The sequence below is a fragment of the Micromonospora yangpuensis genome (genome assembly GCF_900091615.1).
Lineage (GTDB): Bacteria > Actinomycetota > Actinomycetes > Mycobacteriales > Micromonosporaceae > Micromonospora > Micromonospora yangpuensis.
The window spans coordinates 167,121-188,786 of sequence record NZ_FMIA01000002.1; the positions used below are offsets into that span (position 1 = coordinate 167,121).

General features: G+C 72.8%; 21 protein-coding genes and 1 pseudogene. 16 read left to right on the forward strand and 6 right to left on the reverse strand.

All coding sequences use genetic code 11. The features are described 5' to 3' along the window. Positions 1-123: 123 nt before the first annotated feature. On the forward strand, positions 124-774 hold the full coding sequence (locus tag GA0070617_RS00885) for a response regulator (protein ID WP_091432602.1): 651 nt from the start codon (positions 124-126) through the stop codon (positions 772-774). Between the two features lie 149 nt (positions 775-923). On the opposite strand, the gene GA0070617_RS00890 is transcribed toward GA0070617_RS00885, so the two are convergent. Beyond that, complete coding sequence (locus GA0070617_RS00890; RefSeq protein ID WP_091432603.1) at positions 924-5,489, reverse strand: cation-translocating P-type ATPase; 4,566 nt, start codon at positions 5,487-5,489, stop codon at positions 924-926. A 262-nt stretch (positions 5,490-5,751) separates the two neighbouring features. Here GA0070617_RS00890 and GA0070617_RS00895 point away from each other — a divergent pair, with 262 nt between their 5' ends. The 6 genes and pseudogenes from GA0070617_RS00895 (at position 5,752) to GA0070617_RS00915 (ending at position 9,020) form a co-directional block, all read left to right on the forward strand. Continuing rightward, positions 5,752-6,012 (forward strand): hypothetical protein, encoded by a 261-nt coding sequence (locus GA0070617_RS00895; RefSeq protein WP_091432604.1) that lies wholly within the window; start codon positions 5,752-5,754, stop codon positions 6,010-6,012. Between the two features lie 174 nt (positions 6,013-6,186). Beyond that, positions 6,187-6,603 (forward strand): annotated as a pseudogene (locus GA0070617_RS31175) (MFS transporter); the annotation flags it as partial. A gap of 184 nt (positions 6,604-6,787) precedes the next feature. Further along, a complete protein-coding gene (locus tag GA0070617_RS31180) occupies positions 6,788-7,453 on the forward strand; it encodes an MFS transporter (protein WP_229688293.1) in 666 nt (221 codons plus the stop codon). 42 nt (positions 7,454-7,495) lie between these two features. Further along, positions 7,496-8,137 (forward strand): GAP family protein, encoded by a 642-nt coding sequence (locus tag GA0070617_RS00905; RefSeq protein WP_091432605.1) that lies wholly within the window; start codon positions 7,496-7,498, stop codon positions 8,135-8,137. A gap of 96 nt (positions 8,138-8,233) precedes the next feature. Beyond that, on the forward strand, positions 8,234-8,428 hold the full coding sequence (locus GA0070617_RS00910; protein ID WP_091432607.1) for a hypothetical protein: 195 nt from the start codon (positions 8,234-8,236) through the stop codon (positions 8,426-8,428). A 46-nt stretch (positions 8,429-8,474) separates the two neighbouring features. Continuing rightward, complete coding sequence (locus GA0070617_RS00915) at positions 8,475-9,020, forward strand: YbaK/EbsC family protein (RefSeq protein WP_091432609.1); 546 nt, start codon at positions 8,475-8,477, stop codon at positions 9,018-9,020. Between the two features lie 110 nt (positions 9,021-9,130). Here the strand turns inward: GA0070617_RS00915 and GA0070617_RS00920 are convergent, their stop codons facing one another. The 3 genes from GA0070617_RS00920 to GA0070617_RS00930 all read right to left on the reverse strand — a co-directional run bounded on the left by GA0070617_RS00920 (position 9,131) and on the right by GA0070617_RS00930 (position 10,961). Beyond that, positions 9,131-9,766 carry a DsbA family oxidoreductase gene (locus GA0070617_RS00920; RefSeq protein ID WP_091432614.1) on the reverse strand — a complete coding sequence of 212 codons (636 nt, stop codon included), beginning with the start codon at positions 9,764-9,766 and terminating at the stop codon, positions 9,131-9,133. Between the two features lie 165 nt (positions 9,767-9,931). After that, positions 9,932-10,360 (reverse strand): SufE family protein, encoded by a 429-nt coding sequence (locus tag GA0070617_RS00925; RefSeq protein WP_091432616.1) that lies wholly within the window; start codon positions 10,358-10,360, stop codon positions 9,932-9,934. 175 nt (positions 10,361-10,535) lie between these two features. Continuing rightward, a complete protein-coding gene (locus GA0070617_RS00930; protein ID WP_091432619.1) occupies positions 10,536-10,961 on the reverse strand; it encodes a CBS domain-containing protein in 426 nt (141 codons plus the stop codon). Positions 10,962-11,147: 186 nt separating this feature from the next. Between GA0070617_RS00930 and GA0070617_RS00935 the strand changes: the two genes are divergently transcribed. From GA0070617_RS00935 to GA0070617_RS00955, 5 genes are all read left to right on the forward strand, one after another. After that, positions 11,148-11,693, forward strand: coding sequence for a SigE family RNA polymerase sigma factor (locus GA0070617_RS00935; protein WP_091432622.1), 546 nt, complete (start codon positions 11,148-11,150; stop codon positions 11,691-11,693). After that, the gene (locus GA0070617_RS00940; RefSeq protein WP_091432625.1) at positions 11,690-12,844 is read left to right on the forward strand and encodes a WD40 repeat domain-containing protein; all 1,155 of its coding nucleotides are present in this window, start codon (positions 11,690-11,692) and stop codon (positions 12,842-12,844) included. Before GA0070617_RS00935 ends, GA0070617_RS00940 begins: the two co-directional genes overlap by 4 nt. Positions 12,845-13,000: 156 nt before the next feature. Beyond that, positions 13,001-13,768 (forward strand): SGNH/GDSL hydrolase family protein, encoded by a 768-nt coding sequence (locus GA0070617_RS00945; RefSeq protein ID WP_091432628.1) that lies wholly within the window; start codon positions 13,001-13,003, stop codon positions 13,766-13,768. A 1-nt stretch (position 13,769) separates the two neighbouring features. Continuing rightward, a complete protein-coding gene (locus GA0070617_RS00950) occupies positions 13,770-14,216 on the forward strand; it encodes an imidazolonepropionase-like domain-containing protein (RefSeq protein ID WP_091432631.1) in 447 nt (148 codons plus the stop codon). A gap of 29 nt (positions 14,217-14,245) precedes the next feature. Then, a complete protein-coding gene (locus GA0070617_RS00955) occupies positions 14,246-15,148 on the forward strand; it encodes a sulfurtransferase (protein ID WP_091432634.1) in 903 nt (300 codons plus the stop codon). A 145-nt stretch (positions 15,149-15,293) separates the two neighbouring features. Here GA0070617_RS00955 and GA0070617_RS00960 read toward each other — a convergent pair whose 3' ends face one another. Next, positions 15,294-15,860, reverse strand: a complete 567-nt coding sequence (locus GA0070617_RS00960; RefSeq protein ID WP_091432639.1) for a TetR/AcrR family transcriptional regulator — start codon at positions 15,858-15,860, stop codon at positions 15,294-15,296. Between the two features lie 105 nt (positions 15,861-15,965). Between GA0070617_RS00960 and GA0070617_RS31955 the strand changes: the two genes are divergently transcribed. After that, complete coding sequence (locus GA0070617_RS31955) at positions 15,966-17,342, forward strand: FAD-dependent oxidoreductase (protein WP_139135543.1); 1,377 nt, start codon at positions 15,966-15,968, stop codon at positions 17,340-17,342. Between the two features lie 284 nt (positions 17,343-17,626). After that, positions 17,627-19,261 (forward strand): esterase/lipase family protein, encoded by a 1,635-nt coding sequence (locus GA0070617_RS00970; RefSeq protein WP_091432642.1) that lies wholly within the window; start codon positions 17,627-17,629, stop codon positions 19,259-19,261. Here the strand turns inward: GA0070617_RS00970 and GA0070617_RS00975 are convergent. Further along, the gene (locus GA0070617_RS00975) at positions 19,233-19,688 is read right to left on the reverse strand and encodes a DUF7144 family membrane protein (protein ID WP_139135544.1); all 456 of its coding nucleotides are present in this window, start codon (positions 19,686-19,688) and stop codon (positions 19,233-19,235) included. The genes GA0070617_RS00970 and GA0070617_RS00975 overlap by 29 nt on opposite strands. A gap of 137 nt (positions 19,689-19,825) precedes the next feature. On the opposite strand from GA0070617_RS00975, the gene GA0070617_RS00980 reads away from it, so the two are divergent. Both GA0070617_RS00980 and GA0070617_RS00985 read left to right on the forward strand, forming a co-directional pair. Next, positions 19,826-20,449: a TetR/AcrR family transcriptional regulator gene (locus GA0070617_RS00980; RefSeq protein ID WP_091432649.1), complete on the forward strand. Its 624-nt coding sequence runs from the start codon at positions 19,826-19,828 to the stop codon at positions 20,447-20,449. An 88-nt stretch (positions 20,450-20,537) separates the two neighbouring features. Next, a complete protein-coding gene (locus tag GA0070617_RS00985; RefSeq protein WP_091432653.1) occupies positions 20,538-21,623 on the forward strand; it encodes a hypothetical protein in 1,086 nt (361 codons plus the stop codon). The last annotated feature ends 43 nt before the right edge of the window (positions 21,624-21,666 follow it).

Sequence of the window (21,666 nt, forward strand, 5' to 3'; positions counted from 1 at the left end):
TATCCGCACCCACGGCCGGTACGACTTTCGTCGCACGCCGCGTCGCGTGGGTTTCGCCGCCTGCCCGCGCCGTGCAGTGGACACCGGTCCCGCCCCGCGGGGGAGATCACCTACAGTCTGGCCATGGCCGAACCCATCCGGGTACTGATCGCGGACGACGACCGGCTCGTCCGCGCGGGCATCGGACTGATCCTCAAGCCGCTGGTGGACGTCGACATCGTCGGGGAGGCCGCGAACGGGCGGGAGGCCGTCGAGCTGACCGTCCGGCTACGGCCGCACGTCGTGCTCCTCGACATCCAGATGCCGGTGCTGACCGGCCTCGCCGCGCTGCGCGAGATCCGTACCCTGGCACCCGCCTCGGCGGTGCTCATGTTGACCACGTTCGGTGAGTCCGGGTACGTCACGGAGGCTCTCTCCGGTGGCGCCGCCGGTTTCCTGCTGAAGGACTCGGCCGTCGACGAGCTGGAACGCGCCGTCCGGGTGACCGCGGCCGGGGAGGCGTTCCTGACCCCGGCGATCACCCGGCAGATTCTCGACCGGTTGCCCGCCTCCCGCACGCCCGATGCCGGCGACAAACTCGCCGTGTTGAGCGAGCGCGAGCGCGAGGTGATCGTGCTGGTCGCCCAGGGGCTGTCCAACGTGGCCATCGGTGAGCGGTTGTGGATCACCGAGGGGACCGTCAAGACGCACGTCAGCCGGATCCTCACCAAGCTGGAGTGCGAGAACCGGGTACAGGCCGCGTTGCTGGTGCACCGCGCCGGCCTGGCCGGCTGACTCAGCCCGGTGCGCCGCGCCGGCCTGGCCAGGCTGACTCAGCCCGGTGCGCCGCGCCGGCCTGGCCAGGCTGACTCAGCCCGGTGCGCCGCGCCGGCCTGGCCAGGCTGACTCAGCCCGGTGCGCCGCGCCGGCCTGGCCAGGCTGACTCAGCCCGGTGTCCCCGCCGCGCCGGGCGGCTGCGGCAGCCGCTCGACCAGCCGGGTGAGCGCCCCGTTGGCCATGGTCGCGCCGACCGCCGAGCCGGTGGCGATGCTCCAGCCGACCGGGCCGAGCGGGGTGCAACCGAAGAACTGACTCAGCCCCGGGGTCTGCACCACCACCACGAGTACGCCTACCGAGGCGGCGGTGGCCAGCAGGACGCCGGGGCTGGTCCCGCCGGCCAGCACGGTCTGGCCGAGCTGGGTGCCGACCAGGGAGACCAGCCCGACCGTGCCGGCCCGCCGCCGGGTGCCGGTCCACCGGGCCAGCGTCCAGCCGGCCGTCGCGCCCAGCGCGGTGGCGGTGGCCCGCAACGCGATCTCCCGGTCCAGGGTGCGGCCCAGGGAGGTGTCCGGGCCCTCCCGTAGCAGGTCCTCGCTGTGTTTCGGGTTCGGTGGCCGGACCGCGATGGCCAACGCCGGCGCCAGGTCGGTGAGCATGTTGACAAGCAGCAGTTGCCGGCCGTTGAGGGCGGACCGGCCGGTCGCGGCGGCGCTGACGATGCTGAACGCGATCTCGCCGAGGTTGCCGCCGACCAGGATGCTCAGCCCGTGCCGGACCGAGGACCACATGGCCCGCCCCTCGGCCAGGGTGGCGATGATCGTCTCCAGCCGGTCGTCGGTGACCACCAGGTCGGCGGCGGCCCGCGCGGCCGGGGTGCCGTGCTGCCCGAGCGCGATCCCCACGTCGGCGAGGCGGATCGCCGCCGCGTCGTTCGCGCCGTCCCCGGTCATCGCCACCGTGCGGCCGTGTGACCGCAGCGCCTGGATGATCCGGACCTTGTGGGTAGGCGTGCAGCGGGCGACCACGTCGGTGTCGGCCAGCCGGTTCGCCACCGCCTCGTCGTCGAGGGCGTCCAGGTCGGTGGCGGTGACCACCCGGGGCCCGGCCCCGGGGCTGATCACCTTGGCGATGGCGGCGGCGGTGGCCGGATGGTCACCGGTGATCATGATGGTGTGCACGCCGGCCCGCCGGATGTTGGCCACCGCCGGTGCGGCGCTGGCGCGTACCCCGTCGGCGAGGGCGAGCAGGCCGACGAAGGTCAGCTCCCGCACGTCGGAGTCGTCGAGGTGGCCGGCGTCGACGGAGCGTTCCGCCACCGCGAGGACCCGCTGCCCCGAGCTGGCGTGCCGGTTCAGCTCGCGGTGGATCCGGTCCCGTCCGGCCTGGTCCAGCGGCACCACCCCGGACGGGGTCCGCCGGGCGGTACAGCGGGGCAGCACCGTCTCCGGTGCACCCTTCACGCTGAGCAGCACTCCACCGTCGCCGGAGCCGGTGGTCGCGTGGTACCCCCGGGACGGCTCGAACGGCAGGTTCCCCACCGGTTTCCAGGCCGCCGCCCCGGTCTGCTCGGTAACCTCCGCCCGGCCGGCTCCGCGACGTACCGCGCGGTCGGTCTGCTCGGGCAGCTCCTCCGGGTCGTCGGCGGCGGGGGTGGCGCGCAACGCGGTGGCCAGCACCGTCCGCAGGTGCGGATCGAGCTGGTCGGTCGGGGCGTACCGGTCGCCGTCGCCGACCCCGGAGAGCAGCAGCCGTCCCTCGGTGAGGGTGCCGGTCTTGTCGAAGCAGAGCACGTCGACCCGGCCGAGCGCCTCGATGGTGCGCGGGTTGCGGACCAGCGCGCCGTGCTCGGCCAGCCGCCGGGCCGCCGCCAGCTGCGCCGCGCTGACCATGAAGGGCAACCCCTCCGGCACCGACGCGACGGCCAGGTTCGCGGCGGTCGAGGCCGTCTCGGCCAGCGGTACGCGCCGAGCCAGCCCCGCCCCGGCGACCGCCACCGCCGAGGCGAGGGCCAACGGGACGGACTTGCTGGTCAGCTTCCCCAGTCGGGCCTCCACGCCGCCGCTGGGCGCCCCCTGCCGGGCCAGCGCCAGACTGCGCCCGGCCTCGGTGTCGGTGCCGGTGGCGACGACCAGCGCGCAACCGTGGCCGGCGGCGACGGTGGTGCCCTCGTAGACCATCGACCGGCGCTCGGCGACCACCGAGGCCACCACCGGCTGGTCGGTCTTGCCCACCGGCAGGGACTCACCGGTGAGCGAGGACTCGTCGATCTCCAGTCCGACCGACTCCAGCACCCGGCAGTCGGCTGGCACCGCGTCCCCCGGTGCCAGCACGATCACGTCCCCGTCGACCAACTCGTCGGCCGACACCTCCCGCTCCGCGCCGTCGCGGCAGACCCGCGCGGTGACCGCCGAGCGGGACAGCAGCTCGGCCAACGACCGCTCGGTCCGCTGCCGGTGCACCGCGCCGACCACGGCGGTACCGCCGACGACGCCGCCGACCAGGGCCGCGTCCACAAGCGAACCGAACGAGGCGGACAGGATCGCGCCGGCGGCGAGCACCGGGGTGAGCGGGTTGTTCAACTCGTCGACGAAGGCCCGCAGCAGACCCGCCGGCCCGGCCTGCGCCGCGGTGTCCCGGGTGCGCCGACGGGCCGCCTCCGCCTCGCTCAGGCCGGCCCGGTCGGTGCCGAGCCGACGCAGCGCGGTCGACACCGGCATCAGGTGCCAGGCGGTGGTCGGCGCGGTCGGGGTGTCGGCCGGGCCGGGTAGCTGGTGCGCCCGCCACACCCCGTGCGCGAACGCCAGCGCCCCCGCGCCGTTCACCGCGGCCAGGGCCCGGCCCGGCAGCTGTCCGGTCGCCGCGGTGAACGCGCCCAACGCGCCCAGCCCGGTGCCCGCCATGGCCAGCCGGATGTTCTGCCCGGTCATCCGGCGGGCCACCCCGACCGCCCCGACGATCAGCGCCGCGAGTCGCAGGTCGGTGCCGATGAGCAGGTGCGCGCCCCAGGGTGGCAGCTCGTCCGGGCCGGCCACCCCGAGGCCGCAGTCCGCCGCCGCCAGCGCCGCCCGGTCACCGGAGACCACCAGCACCACCGCACCGTCGCGTTGCAGTTGGCGTACCGACTCGGCCAGTCGGGGCCCGCCGGGCAACACCGCGTCGGCGAAGCCGTACCGCGCCCTGCCGTTCGTGCCGGGGCTGCCGACGCTGCCGTTCGTGCCGACGCTGTCGGCGGTGCCGTTCGTGCCGGCGGTGCTGGCGGTGTTTTCGTTGCCGACGCTGTCGGCGGCCACCACCAGGCGAAGGCCGGCCTGGCGGGCGGCGGTCGGCAGGGCCTCGACGCCGGGTGCGGGTTCCGGCTCGACCCGCAGCAGCGCGGCGAGCCGATCCCCCCGGGCCAGGCCGAGCAGGCGGGTGCCGTCCGAGCGGAGCTGGCGGCTGTGCGCGGTGTCCCCGGGGTCGGTGGCCGCCAACTCGTCCAGCGGCCCGAGCCGCCACCCGTCCGCCCGGTGCAGCCCGTCGGGGGTGGCCGGGTCGAACAGCTCGAAGGCCCGCGCCGCCACCTGACCGGTCTCCACGCCCGACAGCGGGGCCAGGTCGGCCAGGCTGCCCCGGTCCGAACCGAGGACCGCGGCGTCCACCAGCACCGTGTCGATCCGGTCCAGCTCGCGCAGCACGCTGCGGTCCATGGCGATCACACCGCGCCGGGCCAGCAGGGCACCGAGCTGGGCGGCGTACCCCTCGCGGCCACTGCCGGGGGCCTTGGGCAGGCTGGACAGGGCCAGCGCGGCGGCCCGCTTGGCACCGAGGGTCGGCAGCGCGGCGGCACCCGCGACGGTCCCGGCGGCCAGCGCCTGCTTGACGTACCGTTCGGCCGGTCCGTCGGGTCGCGGCCGCGGCCGGTCACATCGGGGAGCCCGCGCGACGGCCCGGTCCGGGGTGCCGGTCAAGCCGGGTTCGGCCTGCTCCCAGGCGTGCAGCTGGGCCCGCGCCTCACCCCACTGGACCACCCGCTGGGCGCCGTCGAGCACGATCCCCGCCCAGCCGCCGGTCAACCCCTGCACCACCGCCTCGGCCAGCGGAAAGAGCACCTCGGCGCGGGGGTCGGCGCGCAGTCCCCGGCTGGCCAGCTCGTGCAGCCGGGGATGCAGGTCGATCGCGGTGAGCAACCCGGAGACCTCACCGGGTACCGGCGTCAACGGCAGGATCCGGGTGGCCGCCGAGATGGTCAGCCCGAGCGCGTCGGAGACCAGGGCGCCCAGGGTCCGGGCGGTACGCGGGCCCTCCTCCGGAGGATGTGGTGGGGGCACCTCCGGGTCCGGGTCGTGGTCGCAGTGGCGTTCGGTGCGGTCGATGGTGGCGATCAGCTCCCGCAGCCGGGGCCCCGGCTGGTCGACGGCGACCACCACCCGGCCCGACGGGGCGTTGACCCGGGCCCAGCGGACGCCGGGCAGCCGGGCCAGGGCCGCCTCCACCTGCCGGGCCAGCCGGTCCCCGCCGTCCTGGCAGACCCCGTGCACCTCGATGTGGTGGCGGCCGTCGGCCGACCAGACCCGACGCCTGGTCAGACCGGCCGCGCGGGCCAGCCGGGCCGCGGCGGCACCGGCGGTCCGCGACGCGCCGTCGACCACCCGGGGTACGCCCGGCAGCTCGGGCAACCGGGTCGGAACCGGCAACGGGGGTGCCACGGCCAGCGGACGGAGCAGACCGACCAGGCGGCCCAGCGAGGTCATCTGGTCTCGGGGCCGGACGCCGGCCGGCCGGTCACCGTCGTACCGGTCCCGCTACCCACGCCCCTGACCTGGCCCATGTCACCCTCCCGTGCCGTTTGCCCGGCGGCCTGCCTTCCCCGCGCAGCGTCCGTCATGCCCGGTCGAGCCGCCCGGTTTCGCCGTCGCCGCGCTTCGAACGGGTGCAGCCGGGCCCGCCCGTCGGGCATGGACCGGGCCGGCGGTGGAATCCCGGTGAGATGGTCGAGCAACCCGGGAGGACGTGATGAACATGGTGTTGCAGCACCTCAGCGGGGCACACGAGATGATCCGGACATACAGTCGCAGGGTGGAGTTGCCGGTGCTGGGCGAGGTGGCGGTGCCACCACCGGACAAGGTCGCCTACTACGCAGGGGTGGGCGTGCTCGCCGCCATCGGGGTCATCGAGTGGCCGTTGGCGCTGGTCATCACCGCCGGTCACGTCCTGGCCGACCAGCACCTCTCCGGCCTGGCCAAGGGAGTCGGCGAGGCGCTGGAAACCGCCTGACGAAAACGGGTTGACCTGAAGCGGGGTTGAGGGAGCAGGCTCGACCCCATGGTGATCGAAGCGTCGGTCGACACCGACGACCGGCTGTACGCCCCGCGGCTACGGGCGATGACGGTGGGCAGCGTCGCGCTGGTCTCCCTGCTGGCCTTCGAGGCGCTGGCGGTCGGCACCGCCATGCCGACCGTGGCCCGCGCCCTGGACGGCCTGCCCCTGTACGGGCTGGCCTTCGGTGGCGCGTTCGCCTCCGGCGTGATCGCCATGGTGCTCTCCGGCATCTGGTGCGACGCGCGGGGCCCCCGGGCACCGATGTGGCACGGGGTGGGCTGGTTCGTGGCCGGTCTGCTGATCGCCGGGACCGCCCAGGTGATGGGGCAGCTCGTGGTCGGCCGGCTGGTGCAGGGCTTCGGGTCCGGCCTGCTCATCGTGGCGCTGTACGTCATCGTCGGGCAGGCGTACCCGCAATGGTTGCGCCCGAAGGTCTTCGCCGCCTTCGCGGCGGCCTGGGTCGTACCGTCACTGGTCGGTCCGGCGGTGGCCGGACTGGTCGTCGAACACCTGGGCTGGCGGTGGGTGTTCCTGGCGGTGCCGGTGCTGGCCCTGCCGGCGGCGCTGCTGGTCCAACCGGGCCTCCGCGGGCTCGCACCGCAGGTCGCGACCCGCCCGGCGGAGGGTGCCCGGGCGCGGATCGCCTGGGCCTGCGTGGCGGGGGTGAGCGCCGCACTGCTGCACTACGGGGGGGCAGCAGCGCGGCGCGCCCGCCGCCGTCCTGGTCGGGGTGGCCCTGGTCGGGCTGGCCGGCTCCGCGCCCCGGTTGCTGCCGACCGGATTCCTGCGGGCGGCGCGCGGGCTGCCCACCGTGGTCGGCCTGCGTGGGCTGGCCGGGGCCGCCTTCGCCAGCGCCGAGGTGGTGATCCCGCTGATGCTCTCCCGGGAGCGGGGCTTCTCACCGACCGCCGCCGGTCTGGTGCTCACCACCGGCGCCCTCTCCTGGTCGCTGGGCTCCTGGCTGCAGGGACGGGTGTCGCCGCCCCGGTCACCGGCCACCCTGCCCCGGCTGGGGCTGACCTGCCTGACCGCCGGTACGGCGACGGTGGCGCTCGGCGTCCTGCCGGCCGTGCCGGTGGCGATCGGGATCCTCGGCTGGGCCGTCGCCGGCCTCGGCATGGGGCTGACCTTCCCGTCGCTGTCGGTGCTCACCCTGGGCCTCTCCGCCCCCGGTGAGCAGGGCCGCAACAGTTCCTCCCTGCAATTGGCCGACAACCTGTGCACCGCGACCGTGCTGGCGCTGACCGGTACCCTGCTCGCCGCCAGTGCCGCCCCCGGCCCACCGACGTACCTGGCGATGTTCGCCGTGGCGGTCGGCTGCGGCGCGCTCGGTGCGGTGCTCGCCGGCCGGGTCGTGGTGCCGGCTGCTCCCCCGCTCGGGGCGCTGTCCGGCTGAAACCCGTACGGGCCGGGCGGCCGGCCGGCAGGATCGGGGACGATGAACTTCCTGACCCTCCTGCCGATGGCCGTGGTGATGGTGGCCGGCACCCAACTCGTCGCGGCGGTCTTCCTCGCCTCGGGCGACCGGCCGCGCCCGGCGTCGCTGGGCTACCTGGCCGGTGCCGCGTTGGCCGTCACCACCGGGGTCACCGTGAGTTGGCTGGTCTTCCGGCTGGTCAAGGGCAGCGTGGACGACGACGGCGGCGGGCATCGGCGGATCGAGACCGTCATCGACTGGGTGGTGCTGGCCCTGCTGGTCGTGCTGGCGGTGATCGTGTTCGTCCGACGACACTCCAGCGGCCCGCCCCGGTGGATGGGCAAACTGCAACAGGCCGGCCCCGGGTACGCCTTCCGACTCGGGCTGCTGCTGATCCTGCTGATGCCCTCGGACGACATCACCATGGTGACCGTGGGGGCCAGCGCCGCCCGGCACGACCTGCCGTGGTGGCACCTGCTCCCGTTCATCCTGCTCACCCTCCTGCTGCTGGCCATCCCGCTGCTGACGCTGGTGCTGGCCGGCCGGCACGCCGCAGCGGAACTGCCCCGCATCCGGGACTGGGCGAACCGGCAGTCCTGGCTGGTCAGTGAGATCGTCATCGCCTTCTTCATCGTGCTCACCGGGGTGGATCTGCTCCGCTGACGGCCGACATCGAGGCGGCGGCGCGGGCGGACCCGTTCGGGGGACCCCGACGGCGACCGGACCCGGCGACGTTCCCGGTCCGCCTAACGTGACGGCATGTTCACACTGGTGGCGATGGCGATCCTCTACGTCTTCGGTTTCGTCTTCCTCTACGGCGTGATCCGGGTGGCGGTCCGGCACGCCATGGAGGATCTGGACGCCCGCCGGGCGGAAGCACACCGGATGGACCGGGCGGTCACCGCGCACGAACGGAACTTCATCCGCGAGAACGAGTTCCTCGCCAACGGCTGACCTGGTGCTCCACCTGTCGGGGGTGGGTGCGAGGATCGCTGTCGTGATGGGGACGCTGAAGACCGAGCCCGCCCGCAGCCGCCTGGACCTGCTCGCCGCGCCGGTCGCCGCCGCGCTCGGCCAGTGGCCCGCCGACGCGCCGGTGGACGTCGACGACGTACTGGTCGCGCCGATCGATCCGGAGCTGGCCGACACGGCCGCGTTCTGTGCCGCGTACCAGGTGGAGTTGGCGGCCTCGGCAAACTGCGTGATCGTCGCCGGCAAGCGCGAGGGCGAGATCCGCTACGCCGCCTGCATGGTCCTGGCGACCACCCGGGCCGACGTCAACGGCGTGGTGCGGCGGGCGCTCGACGTGCGCAAGGCCAGTTTCGCCCCGATGTCCGACGCGGTCGAGCTGACCGGCATGGAGTACGGCGGGATCACCCCGATCGGGTTGCCGGAGCAGTGGCCGATCCTGGTGGACTCCCGGGTGATCGCCACCCGACACGTGATCATCGGTTCCGGCGTACGGCGCAGCAAGATCGCGCTGCCCGGTCCGGCACTCGGCGCGCTGCCCGGGGCGCGGGTCGTCGAGGGACTGGCCCGCGGCTGAAAGCTCTTGGAGGATTTCGGCCCGGAGGGGCACATTTCTTCCAAGATCTCCCTCGCGGGTCTATCACGCGTGTCGATGTTGTTGCACGTGAAACATTGCCGGAGTGCAGGTCAGTGTGGTGCGGACTCGCGCTGGGCCACCTCGGTCAGGGCGGCGAGCAGGGTCTGCGGCTCCTGAGCGCCGGTCACCGCGTACTTTCCGGCCAGGACGAAGGTCGGCACGCTGGTGACGCCGAGCTCCCGCGCGGCGGCCAGGTCGGCGGCGAGCTCGGTGCTGCCGGCGGTGGAGTCCAGGTGGGCGCGGGCGGCGGTGGCGTCCAGGCCGACCGAGCCGGCGATCCCGGCCAACGCCTCCCGCGAGCCGACGTCCACCCCGTCGGCGAAGTGTGCCTGGTAGAGCGCCTCGACCAGCTCGGCGCTGTGCCCCTGCCCGTCGGCGTACCGGATCAGCCGGTGCGCGTCGAAGGTGTTGGCGGCGATCGCCCGAGCGAAGTCCATCCGCAGTCCGACCCCGGCCGCGACCTGGGTGACCTGACCGACCATCTGCTCCATCCGGTCCGGGCCGCCGAACTTGGCAGCCAGGGCCTCGACCAGCGGTACCGGCTGCGGCACCGGCGAGGGGTCAAGCTGGAACGGCCGGTACCGGAGGGTGGCCGTGCCGTCGTACGACGCCAGCGCCTGCTCCAGCCGCCGCTTGCCGATCCAGCACCAGGGGCAGACCACGTCCGCGTAGATTTCGATCTCCATGCCCGTGGGCAACACCCTGCTCAGGCGCTCTGTTCCCGCCCGGCCTCGGCTCAGGCGGTCTGCCCGGCGGGCGCCTGGGCTCCGGTGGCTCTGCTCGGGGTGCCCAGGCTCAGGCGGCGTACCGGGTGGGGGGTTTGCGCTCGGCGGCTCTGTCGGTCCCGAGGCTCAGGCGGTCTGCTCGCGGACCTGGCGCTTGAGCCGGGCGAGAATCGCGGTGCCGCCGCGGACCCGCAACGGGCTGATCGCCTGGGCCAGCCCCATCCGCTGGTACAGGTCGTCCGGCACCGCGAGCACCTCGGCGGCGCTCGCCCCGGCCAGCCCCTCGGCGAGGATGCCGGCGAAGGCGCGGGTGGTCGGTGCCTCCGGCGGGCAGTCGAACCAGGTGGTCACGGTGCCGTCCGGGGTGACCTGGGCGCGCAGGAAGAAGGCCGTCTGGCACTCCGGCACCTGCTCCATCCCGGCCCGGTCGGCCAGCTCGGCCGGCAGTGGCGGGATGACGTCGGCGTACTCCAGCATCATCTCCAGCACCACGTCCCGGGGTGCGGCGGCGAACTCGTCGACGATCTCGGCCAGCTTGGTGGGCATCTCGGGCATCAGATCAGGCTACCGCCGACGGCCGGCCCGGTATCGGGTGCCGGGCGGTGCCTCCGCCCAGCCCGGGTTGCTGCGTCGGAGCTGGTGACCGCCCCGGGTCGGCGGGTGGTCACCAGCTGCCGGAGACTGCCCGGTCTTGCCGGGCGGGGTGCCTGCCCAACGGGATCGACGAGGTTCACGTACTGGGGGCGTGTTCGCTGATCTCACTGAGCGCAGAGGTGGGGTCGAACTGCATCGCCAGGTCGCCGAGGGAGACGATGCCTACCAACTTCCGCTCGGCATCACAGACCAGCACCCGGCGGATGCCCCGCTCGCGCATGAGCGCCGCCGCCTCACCGGCGCTGGCGTTCTGCTCGATCATCACCACCTCCCGGGTGGTGATCGACCCGATCGTGGTGACTCTCGGATCACTGCACTCGGCCACCGATCGCACCACGATGTCCCGGTCGGTGACCAGGCCGGCGAGAGTGGCACCCTCGGTGACCACGACGTCTCCGATGTCCGCCTCCTTCATCACCCTGGCAGCCTCGTCCAGAGTGGTTTCGGCGGGTAGGTAGACGACCTGTCTGGTCATGACGTCGCTGACCCGGTAACCGGTCATAAGAGCCTCCGAAGCGCAGGAATCCCGATCCGAGGGAGTTACCCCGTCACGTGATCGCTACACCCCCGGCCGCCCGCAGCCGCAGCGACGCGGAACGCATCGGTCAGGTCGGCAACCCACAACCGGGAACATGGCGTCTGGAGTAGCGACAGCGTCCCGCACCTTCCCATCGAAGGGCCAGCCCGGGTGGACTTCCAACCAACGGAGTTCGACGACTTCGTCCGCAGCCGCACCCCTGCGTTGCTGCGGTCGGCCTACCTGCTCACCGGGGACCAGCACCTCGCCGAGGATCTCGTCCAGTCCGCGCTGGCCCGTACCCACCGGGCCTGGCACCAGGTGGGGCGCTCCGGCAACTTCGAGGCGTACACCCGGAAGACGATGTACCACCTGCAGGTCTCCTGGTGGCGTCGTCGACGGTTGGCCGAGTCGATGCCGGGTGACCTGCCGGAGCCGCGTGGCGCCGCTCCTGACCACGCCCAGCAGACAAACCTGCGCCTCACCCTCCACGACGCGTTGAGCAAGCTCACCGCCCGGCAGCGGGCGGTGCTCGTCCTGCGTTTCTTCGAGGACCGCTCCGAGGCCGAGGCTGCCGACGTGCTCGGCGTGACCATCGGCACGGTGAAGAGCCAAACGGCGAAGGCGCTGGCGAAACTACGGGTCGTCGCCCCGGACCTCGCCGACCCGATTGTCCCGGAAGTTGACCCGTGTTCTCTGGAAGAGGTTCTTCGATGAGCAACGACCGGCTTCGGTACGCGTTGACGGAACTGGCCGACGAGGCGCTTCCGGTCGACCTTCGGGACCGGACCCTGCGCAGTTCCCGTCGCCTCGGTATCCGGCGTACGGTAGCCGGCTCGGCCGCCACCCTGATACTGCTCGGCGGCTCAGCCGGGGCCCTGCTGGCGAACCCTCGGCAGCACACCGACCCGCCCCCGATCGCCGCTACCCTGCCGAACCCCCGGCAGCTTCCTGGGCAGGCGTGGCCGGTGCCGCAGGCCGGTGGCGTCGAAACGGAGAATCCGACGTTCGGCCGACTCTTCTACCTGCCACCGTCGACCGAGGGGAACGACGGCCCCATGGCGTCGGTGCCGCTGTCGTCGTGGCGGCCCGGAACGGCCCCCGACGAACTGCTCGATCTGCCGGTGCAGACCGCCTTGAACACCGTGGCCGTCTCTCCGGACGGCCAGCGGGTCGTCTGGGTGGAGCAGGAAGGGTTGCTCTTCCGGTCTGACCTTGCCGACCCGGCACGAATCGTGGTGGCCAGTAGCATCGACGGCTCGTGCTGGGTGCCAGCGTGGCTACCGGACTCCCGGCGCCTTGGCATCGCCTTGGCTGTCGACAGTAAGCAGCAGCAGAGCGGTGACAGCAGGGAGTACCGGACCCGTTTCTTGGAGCTTCCCCGGGCGAAACTCAGCGGTGACGCGCCACGCGAAGGTTGCTTTCCGCTCTGGTCGGCGAACGGCCGGGTGTTGGCGTACACCGGCTTCGCAGACGGTCGGGCGTTCGTCACCGAGCCGGCCAACGGAACCCGCCGGACCGTACCTGGACTGGGGGCGGGCGAGAAGCACGAGACGTGGGGACTGACCAGCATCGCGCCGGACGGCCGAATGGTCGCCCTCCACGTCCGGCAGCGGGAGACGACCGCCTCCGACGATCCGGGGCCGATCGTGGTGCTGGACACCCGGACCGGTGCCCAGATCGACCTGCCGCTGGACGGTCGGCCGCTGCGCCAGGCGTACTTCCAGGCTGATGGCACCCTGGTGGCGCGGGTCTCCGCCGGCAGTGCCACCGTCCTGGTGCTGATCGGTGCCGACGGCCGGAAACTCGACGAGGTTCGGGAGCCGGTCGAGCTGAACGGCCTGCGGGTCATCTCCGTCACCCGATGATCCGGCAGTACGGTCCCGGGAGGGTGCCGCCGGGCAGACGGTTGCCGATCAGCCGCCGTCCGCCCCGCGCGACCCTGTCCGATGTAAGGAGGGGACCCTTCTCTACCGTATGCGTTAACAGGGGGCCCTTCCTTACCTGCGGAGCGGAGGTTTTTGGTGGGCTGGCGCAGTTTCGTGGCGGTCGGGGACAGTTTCACCGAGGGAATGGACGACGCCTACCCGGACGGCAGTTACCGGGGGTGGGCGGATCTGGTGGCGACCCGGCTGGCCGCCGAGGTCGGGCCGGAGTTCCGGTACGCGAACCTCGCCATCCGGGGGCGGCTCTTCCTGAACGTGGTGGCCGAGCAGGTGCCGGTCGCGGTGGCGATGAAGCCGGACCTGATCAGTTTCGCCGCCGGCGGCAACGACGTGCTGCGCCGCAACTTCGACTCGCAGTCCCTGGTGGCGCGCTACGACCGGGTGATCGGTCGGCTGCGCTCCGGGGGTGCGGACGTGGTGGTCTTCCGGTTCGCCGACCTGATGGCCCGACTGCCGGGGCAGCGACTGGTCGCACCCCGGGTCAAGCTGCTCAACCAGGCTGTCGGCGAGACCGCCGAACGACACGGGGCGATCATGGTCGACCTCTTCGCCGACGACACGTTCCTCAATCCGATGCTCTGGAGTACCGACCGGCTGCACCTGTCGCCGGCCGGGCACCGGCGGGTGGCCGGGCAGGTGCTCACCGCGCTCGGGGTCGGCTGCGACGAGGAGTGGCTGCTGGTGCCGCCGCACCCGCAACCGTCGCCCTGGCTGGCGGCCCGCGCCGCCGACCTGCGCTGGGCCGGTCGCCATCTCGCCCCGTGGGTGAAGCGGCGGCTGACCGGGCGCTCCTCCGGCGACACCGTGACCGCCAAGCGTCCGCTGCTCGGCCCGTTGGCCGACTGACATGCGTACCCTGCACGTCGCCGACGCGCTGCGGCTCGGCCCCGACGGGAGTGCCCGGCCCGGGTCGGCGGTGCTGGTCGGCGGGGAACGGGTCGAGGCGATCGGTCCGGCCGACGAGCTGCTCGGCGCGTACCCGGGGGTGCGGGTGCGGCGGTGGGCCGGCGTGCTGGGGCCGGCGCTGGTGCACGACGGACCGCTGCCGGCCGCCCCGACGCCGCGCGAGCGGGTGCACGCCCTGTTCCGGATGGGGGTGAGCGCGGTGCCGGCGGCCTGGCTGACCGACCCCGAGCTGCGGGCGGTGGCGCTGCGCAGCCGCCTCGCGGTGCCCGAGGCGGATGCCCCCCGGGTGCTCACCGTCGGTGGCCGGGCCGACCTGGCGGTCTTCGGCCCCGACGGGGTCTGCCGGGCCACCGTGCTCGCCGGTCGGCTGGTGCACCGGGCCACCTGAGCGGCCGGGATCGGCGTAGGTTGGATTTCATGTCTGTGCCGAACGATCCGAACCCGCGCCTTCAGTCGTACGCCGACCCGCAGCGCCTGGTCACCACCGAGTGGCTGGCCGAGCACCTGGGCGAGGCGGGTCTCGTCGTGGTGGAGTCCGACGAGGACGTGCTGCTCTACGACACCGGGCACCTTCCGGGTGCCGTCAAGGTGGACTGGCACACCGAGTTGAACGACCAGGTCACTCGGGACTACCTGGACGCGGAGAGCTTCGCCGAGCTGTGCGCTGCCAAGGGCATCGGGCGGGACGACACGGTGGTCTTCTACGGCGACAACTTCAACTGGTGGGCGGCGTACGCGCTCTGGGTCTTCTCGCTCTTCGGCCACGCCGACGTCCGGCTGCTCGACGGCGGCCGGCAGAAGTGGGTGGCCGAGGGCCGTGAGCTGACCCGGGAACGGGTGACCAGGCCACGGGCCGAGTACCCGGTGCCCACCCGCAACGACGCGCCGATCCGGGCGTACCGGGAGCAGGTGATGGCGCACGTCGCGGCGGGACGGCCGTTGGTCGACGTCCGCTCGCCGGGCGAGTACACCGGCGAGATGCTGCACATGCCGGACTACCCGCAGGAGGGGGCGCTGCGCGGCGGGCACATTCCGGGCGCGGTGAGCAAGCCGTGGAAGTCGGCGGCGAACGAGGACGGCACCTTCAAGTCCGCCGACGAGCTGCGCGCCATCTACGCCGACCAGCTCGGGTTGAGCCCGGACGACGACGTGGTGGCCTACTGCAGGATCGGTGAGCGCTCCAGCCACACCTGGTTCGTCCTGCGGCACCTGCTCGGCTATCCGCAGGTACGCAACTACGACGGCTCGTGGACCGAATGGGGCAACCTGGTCCGGGCACCGGTGGTGCGGGGCGACCAGCCGGGCGGCCTCGCCGGCTGACAGCGCTGCTCGGCCTCGCCGTTCGGGCCTCACCGTTTGGGCGCCTCGCTGTTGGGCGCCTCGCCGTTTGGAAGGGCCCCTTGTTAACGCGCGCGGGTGAGAAGGGAGCCCTTCTCTACCGTATGCGTTAACAAGGGGCCCTTCCTTACACCTTGGGGGTGGGGTTGCGGAGGTAGCGCTGGATGGTGGGGGCTACCCAGGCGACGAGTTCGGCCGGGTCGGCGTCGGCCACCGGTGGCAGTCGCAGCACGTACCGGGTCAGCGCCAGGCCGAGGATCTGGCTGGCCACCAGGCCGGCCCGGCGGGGCAGTTCCGCCGGGTCCGGGACGACCGGGGCGATCGCCGCGCCCAACTGGTCGGTGCAGATGCCGCGCATCCGTTCCGCCGCGCCCGGGTTGGTGGTGCCGGCCCGGAGCAGGGCGGCCATCGTGCCGTCGGACTCCCAGCGCCGGAAGAAGTGCGTCACCAGGGTCTCGCCGAGGCGTTCAGGGGGTACGTCGGTCAGGTCCGGCAACCGCAGGTCGAACTCGGCTGCCGCCGCGAAGAGCCCCTCCTTGCTGCCGTAGTAGCGCATCACCATCGAGGGGTCGATCTTCGCGTCGGCGGCGATGGCCCGGATGGTGGCTCGTTCATAGCCGTCGGCGGCGAAGCGTTCCCGTGCGGCCCGCAGGATCGCCGCACGGGTGGCGTCGGATCGGCGCGTCGTGCTCATGCCAACAACCGTAGGCCAACACCTGTTGACAGGAGGAGTCGGGGCGGCTTACCTTGCCAACAAGTGTTGGCAAACATCTGTTGGCATGAGGATCGGGGGTACGGGATGCTGCCGGAGAAGACCGATGTCCTGGTGGTCGGCGCCGGGCCGGTGGGGCTGGCCACCGCGTTGACCCTGGCCCGGCACGGGGTCGAGGTCACCCTCGTCGACCAGGCCGAACGATCACCTCTGACCTCGCGGGCCGCCGTCGTGCACGCGTACACACTGGAGGAGCTGGACCGGATCGGTGCCGCCGCACCGCTGGTCGCCCGGGGCCTGCGCGCGCCGCGCTTCACCATCCGGGAACGAGACCGCACCCTCTTCACCACCAGGTTCGACAACCTGCCCACCCGGTTCCCGTACGCCCTGATGGTGTCGCAGGCGGAGACCGAGACGGTGCTCGAAGAGCTGCTGGCCAGCGTCGGCGGGCGGGTACTGCGGCCGTACCGGCTGGTCGGTCTGGACCTCGACGCCGCCGGCGCGGTGGCGCGGTTCGCCGACGGCGCGACCCTGCGCGCCCGGTACGTGGTCGGTGCGGACGGCATGCACAGCGCCGTCCGGCGGCTGGCCGGGATCGGGTTCCGCGACCCGCACGGCGGCAACGGCCGATCCGGGGCGGGCGGCGGGTCCGACGTGAGCGACCGGCCCGACGGTGGTGGTGAGGCAGCCGGTGGTGCGGGGTCGTTCGTCCTCGCCGACGTGCGGATCGACGGTGGGCTTCCCCGCGACGAGGTGATGCTCTTCTTCGCCCGGCAGGGGCTGCTCGTCTGGGCGCCGCTGCCCGACGGCGTGGTCCGACTGGTGGCTCCGCTGGCCGACCCGCCCCGGCACCCCGGGGCACGGCAGTTGCAGGCACTGGTCGACGAGCGCGGCCCGACCCGGCCGGGGCGGATCACCGAGGTGCTCTGGGGCTCCCGGTTCCGGGCCCACCACCGACTGGCCGACACCTTCCGCGCCGGCCCGGTGCTGCTCGCCGGAGACGCCGCGCACGTGCACAGCCCGGCTGGCGGCCAGGGGATGAACCTCGGCCTGCGCGACGCGGTGGCCCTCGGCAGCACGCTCGCCAGCGTCCTGACCGCCGCCGGGGACCCCCCGCGCGACCCGGTCGAGCCACCGCGCGACCCGGCCGATCCGCCACGCGACCCGGTCGAGCCGCCGCGCGACCCGGTCGAGCGTCCTCGCCGGTCCGCCGGGCGTCAGGGCCGCGACGCGCTGTCGGTGGTCGACCCCGACGCCCTGCTCGACGGGTACGCGGCACAGCGCCGCCCGGTCGCCGAGCAGGTCCTGCGCCTCACCGACCGGTTGACCCGGTTGGGCACCGCGCCCGCCACCGGCCGGGCGGTACGCAACTCGGTGCTGAGGCTCGCCGCCCACCTGCCCCCGGTCCGGCGTCGGGCCGCCCGGCAGATCTCCGGCCTGGCCCAGCGCGACGACCCGAGCTGACCACGTCCACCGCCGCCGGGCGGCTGGTCGGCCCGCCGCCGCTGGCTGGTCGACTGGCCGCCGCCGCGGGTCAGCTGGCCGCCAGTGCGTGGCCGGTCCGCTCACCGCAAGGAAGGGCCCCTTGTTAACGCGCGCGGTAGAGAAGGGAACCCTTCTCTACCGTATGCGTTAACAAGGGGCCCTTCCTTACACCTCAGGTGGAATCTGGCGGTTGTGCCGGCGGGACCGGCCGGGTCGGGGCAGTCTGCGGAGGGACCTGTCGGCGAGACCGGTGAGGGGGCAGCGTGCGACGCCCGGACACCCGGTTCACCGCCCTGCTGCTGCTGGCCGCACTGCCACCGGCCGTGGAGGCGTTCGTGCTGGTGAAGGTGAACTTCATCTCCGCGCAGGGCCTGCCACCGCAGATCACCGCCGTCTGGCCGTACGACACGTACCACGATCTGCGGTGGATCTTCGTGTACCACAACTCCTGGCTCGCCTTCGGTGTCCTGATGGTCGCCGCGATCCTCCTGCGCGGCCTGCTCACCACCGGGTTGGTGGCCCTGGCCTGGCCCGGGGAGGTGGACCGGCCCAGCGTGCGCTGGCTGCTGACGCGCAACACCTTCCTGTCGGTCCTGGTCGCGCTCTTCGTCAGCCCGTGGGCGGTCGCCTCGGTGGCGGCCTCGGTGGTGGCGCTCTCCTGGCTGCTGATCGCCTCGCTGCTGCCGATGTTCCTGCTCGCGCCGTTCCTGCAACGGGCCGCCGTGGTCGGGCCGTGGTGGCGGGGGCTGCCGTCCTGGCCGCTGGTCGGCTGGTCGAGCCTGAACTTCGTACTGATCACCGTGACCGGGGCGGTCGCCTGGAGCGTGCCGAAATGGTGGACGGTGCCGGTGGCCGGCGTCGCCGGGATACTCAACGGGTTGCTCTGGCAGCGGACCGTACGCGCCGCCGTGCTGGCTCCGCCACCGCGGCTGGCCTGGGTGCCGGTGACCCCGCTGGTCGCGCTCCTGGTGCTGGCGGTGCCGTTCGCGGTGCCGGCGCTGATCCGGCTGCTGCCCGGCGGCGGCACGAAGGTGGACGCGGCGGTGCTGACCAAGCCGCTGCCCCCCACGGTCCGGCATGCGGTGATCGTGCTGGCCGGCTACGGCTCGACCTACGACGGGACCCGACCGCCGGACCCCAACGTGCAACGTTTCTCCTACCGGGGGCTCGGCCCGACTGGCGAACCCCTGCCGTACGGGTCCACCGACACCTTCCAGTCGATCAGTTCCAGCGTGGACCTGCTGGCCGACCAGGTGGAGCGGCTGCACCGGCGGACCAACCGCCCGGTGGCCCTGATCGGGCAGAGTCAGGGTGCCATGGTGGCGCGCACCTACCTGGCGCAGCGCCGGCACCCGGCGGTGGACAGCCTGGCGATGTTCAGTCCGCTGGTCAACGCCGGTCGGGCCTACTATCCGCCACCCGGGGACCAGACCGGCTGGGGAGTCGCCACCGGTTGGCAGCTCCGGGTGATATTCGGCGGGGTCAGCCTGGTCCGGCCGGTCGCCACCGGGCCCGACGAGCCCTTCATCCGTTCCCTGCTGGACGACGCACCGTTCTACCGCAACAACCTGATGTGCCCGGTACCCGGTGTTCGGCTCGTGGCCTTCCTGCCCACCGCCACCGCCACCGAGGCCCCACCGGGGGACTACACCCAGATTCCGGTCTTCCAGCAGCCCGGTGTGCACGGCACCCTGCTCGGTCGGCGGCAGGCCCAGGAGAACCTGATCGCCTTCATCACCGGCCAGTCGATCGACCGGCCCCGCCGGGAGTACTACCTGCTGCAACGGATCAGTGCCGCCTGGCAGGCACCCCCGCTGGCGATCTGGATCAACCCGGCCTGGCAGGCGCACCGGGAACCGGACCCGGCCTTCACCGGGAAGGTCTGCCTACCGAACTGACCCGCTCCGCCCGCCGACGCCACCGGCCGTGCCGCAACAGCAGCCGGGCGGCGGCCACTGCCAACCCCGCCGTGATCAGTGCCTGCACCGGATGGAACGGCCCGATCACCAGGTGCACGCCGATCCCGAGCGTGGCGGCGGCCAGTCCCAGCCGGGTCGACCAGACCCGCCCGAGCGGCGCGACCAACCCGGCCACCCCCAGCAGTACGCCGACCGCCAGGTGCAGCCAGGCCCAACCGGTGACGTCGTGGCGGACCAACCCCTGCTCGGTGAGCGAGACGTACCGGTCGGTGCCGAGATCGTCGATGGCAATCAGCACGTCGAAGAGTGCCGCCGTACCGAGCAGGATCCCGGCCAGCAGCAACGGTCGCTTGCGCCGGTTCGGCGTACTCCCGGTCCGCACTCCTGTCGACGCCCGACGGTCCACGGTCCCAGGTTAGGAGCATCCCTCCGCCCGGTTCACCGACTTGACCGATCTGCCGACTCGGCTGATCTGTCTTTCTCCGCCAGCACCGGGCGCGTCCGGGCAACCACGAGGGGTGGACGGGGGACTACGCTGGCCGGGTGACGGTGGGGCAGCAGAGCCGGGGTGCCGGCAACGGCACGGCGAGCGGGGGCCGACGGCGTTCCCGACGCGAGGAGATCCTGACCATCGCGGTCGGGCTGTTCGCCGCCCGTGGCTACCACGGGGTGTCGATGGACGACATCGGTGCCGCCGCCGGCGTCACCGGGCCGGCCCTCTACCACCACTTCGCCGGCAAGGAGGCGATGCTGGTCGCCGCGCTGGTCCCGGTCAGCGAGGGGCTGCTGGCCGGTGGCCGGGACCGCGCCCTCGGGCATCCGGGCGATCCCCGCGCCGCGGTCGAGTCGCTGATCGGCTTCCATGTCGAGTTCGCGTTGGCCAACCCGGCGGTGATCGCCCTGCACCTGCACGAGCTGGACCGGCTGCCGGAGGAGCCCCGGCGGGAGATCCGCCGGCTGCAACGGCTCTACGTCGAGGAGTGGGTGACGGTGCTGACCGCGCTGCACCCCCGGCTGGACGCCGCCGAGGCCCGGGTGCTCGCCCACGCCGCGTTCGGCCTGATGAACTCGACGCCGTTCCTCGGTGGCGAGGTGGACCGGCTCCGCTGCGCCGAGCTGCTGCGCGCCGCCACCCTGGCCGCCCTGCTCGACCACCCCCGCAGATAGCCGGTGCCCTACCGGACATCGCCCTGAACCGACCGCGTCCCTGGGCCGTTGTACCCGTCGGCGACGATGCTGGTGCTCGGGAGGGCGTGTGGACGATCGGATCTCCGACAGCGATATCGAGCGGCTGGCGGTCTGGGTGTTGAGAGGAGACATATGGCGGTCCGCCGGGTCTCCACGGTGGAGCGGTGAAAGCCGTGACTGGGTGAAGGCCGAGCGGTTCATCGATGAGACGCACCGTGCCCTTCGGCCGGAGGCGGGGCGACTCGGCGCGCTGGTACCCGGCCTCAAGCAGATGATGGGCCGGCTGAGGGGCAGGTCCGCTTCCGCGCGTGATTGGAAGCGTGATTGGCAGCGGGTCGACCCGCCGCCCTACGGGAGATCCGATGCCACGGTCCCTGCTCCGACCTTTCGCAACCTGGTGCCTTACGGTTTGCCGGCGAATGAATCACCGATCTCCGGTGTGGAGATGTCATTGAAGAATGATGTGGAAATTCGCCTGGCGGTTGCCGCCAAAATCAAGGACATGATATCGGCCGATGCCAGCCTTGACAGGCTCCACAAAAAGGGTGCTCTGTCCATAGTCTCGGCCTATTATTACCAGCACCGCCAAAGTCAATTCTCGACACACCTCGGTGGGCTGGATCACGGTGGCTGGCTGGCCGAGTCTGTTTTGAATCACGAGGGTGCGGTACGGCCGGAGATCACAGAGCTGCTCAAGTCCCCGCCCTCGTTCCGGTACGGCGATTATGTGCAGCAAGTCCTGGCGAGCAACCAGCAGGCGATGGAGTACGAGCGCCGGGAGCGTCTCGCGGGCAAGTGGTTGTCGACCGAGTTCAAAAGCATCGCGCCTCCGCTTGAGGCCTATCTGATGGAAGCCCGGGAGCGGGCTTCCGCCCAGCGTCAGGCGGAAGCCCGCCGGGTGGCCTGGGAGCCGCCGGTCTTCCAGGCCGGGAAGGCCGAGCAGGCGAGGGCGGCGAGCGCAACCTACCAGCCGCCCTCGGCCTCGTCGACCACATCGAACAACCCGTGGGCGCAGCACCTGCGCGGGCCGGCACCGGCACAACTCGGCTCGAACAACCCGTACCACCCGGACAAAAACCCCGCCCGTTCGCAGCCGTCGCCAGTGCAGCACGGCGCCCCCACATCTCGGCCGGGATCCGCCCGGAGCCGGTGACCCTGGTTCCGGAGGCTCCTGTCCCGTCTGGCTGGACCGCGGG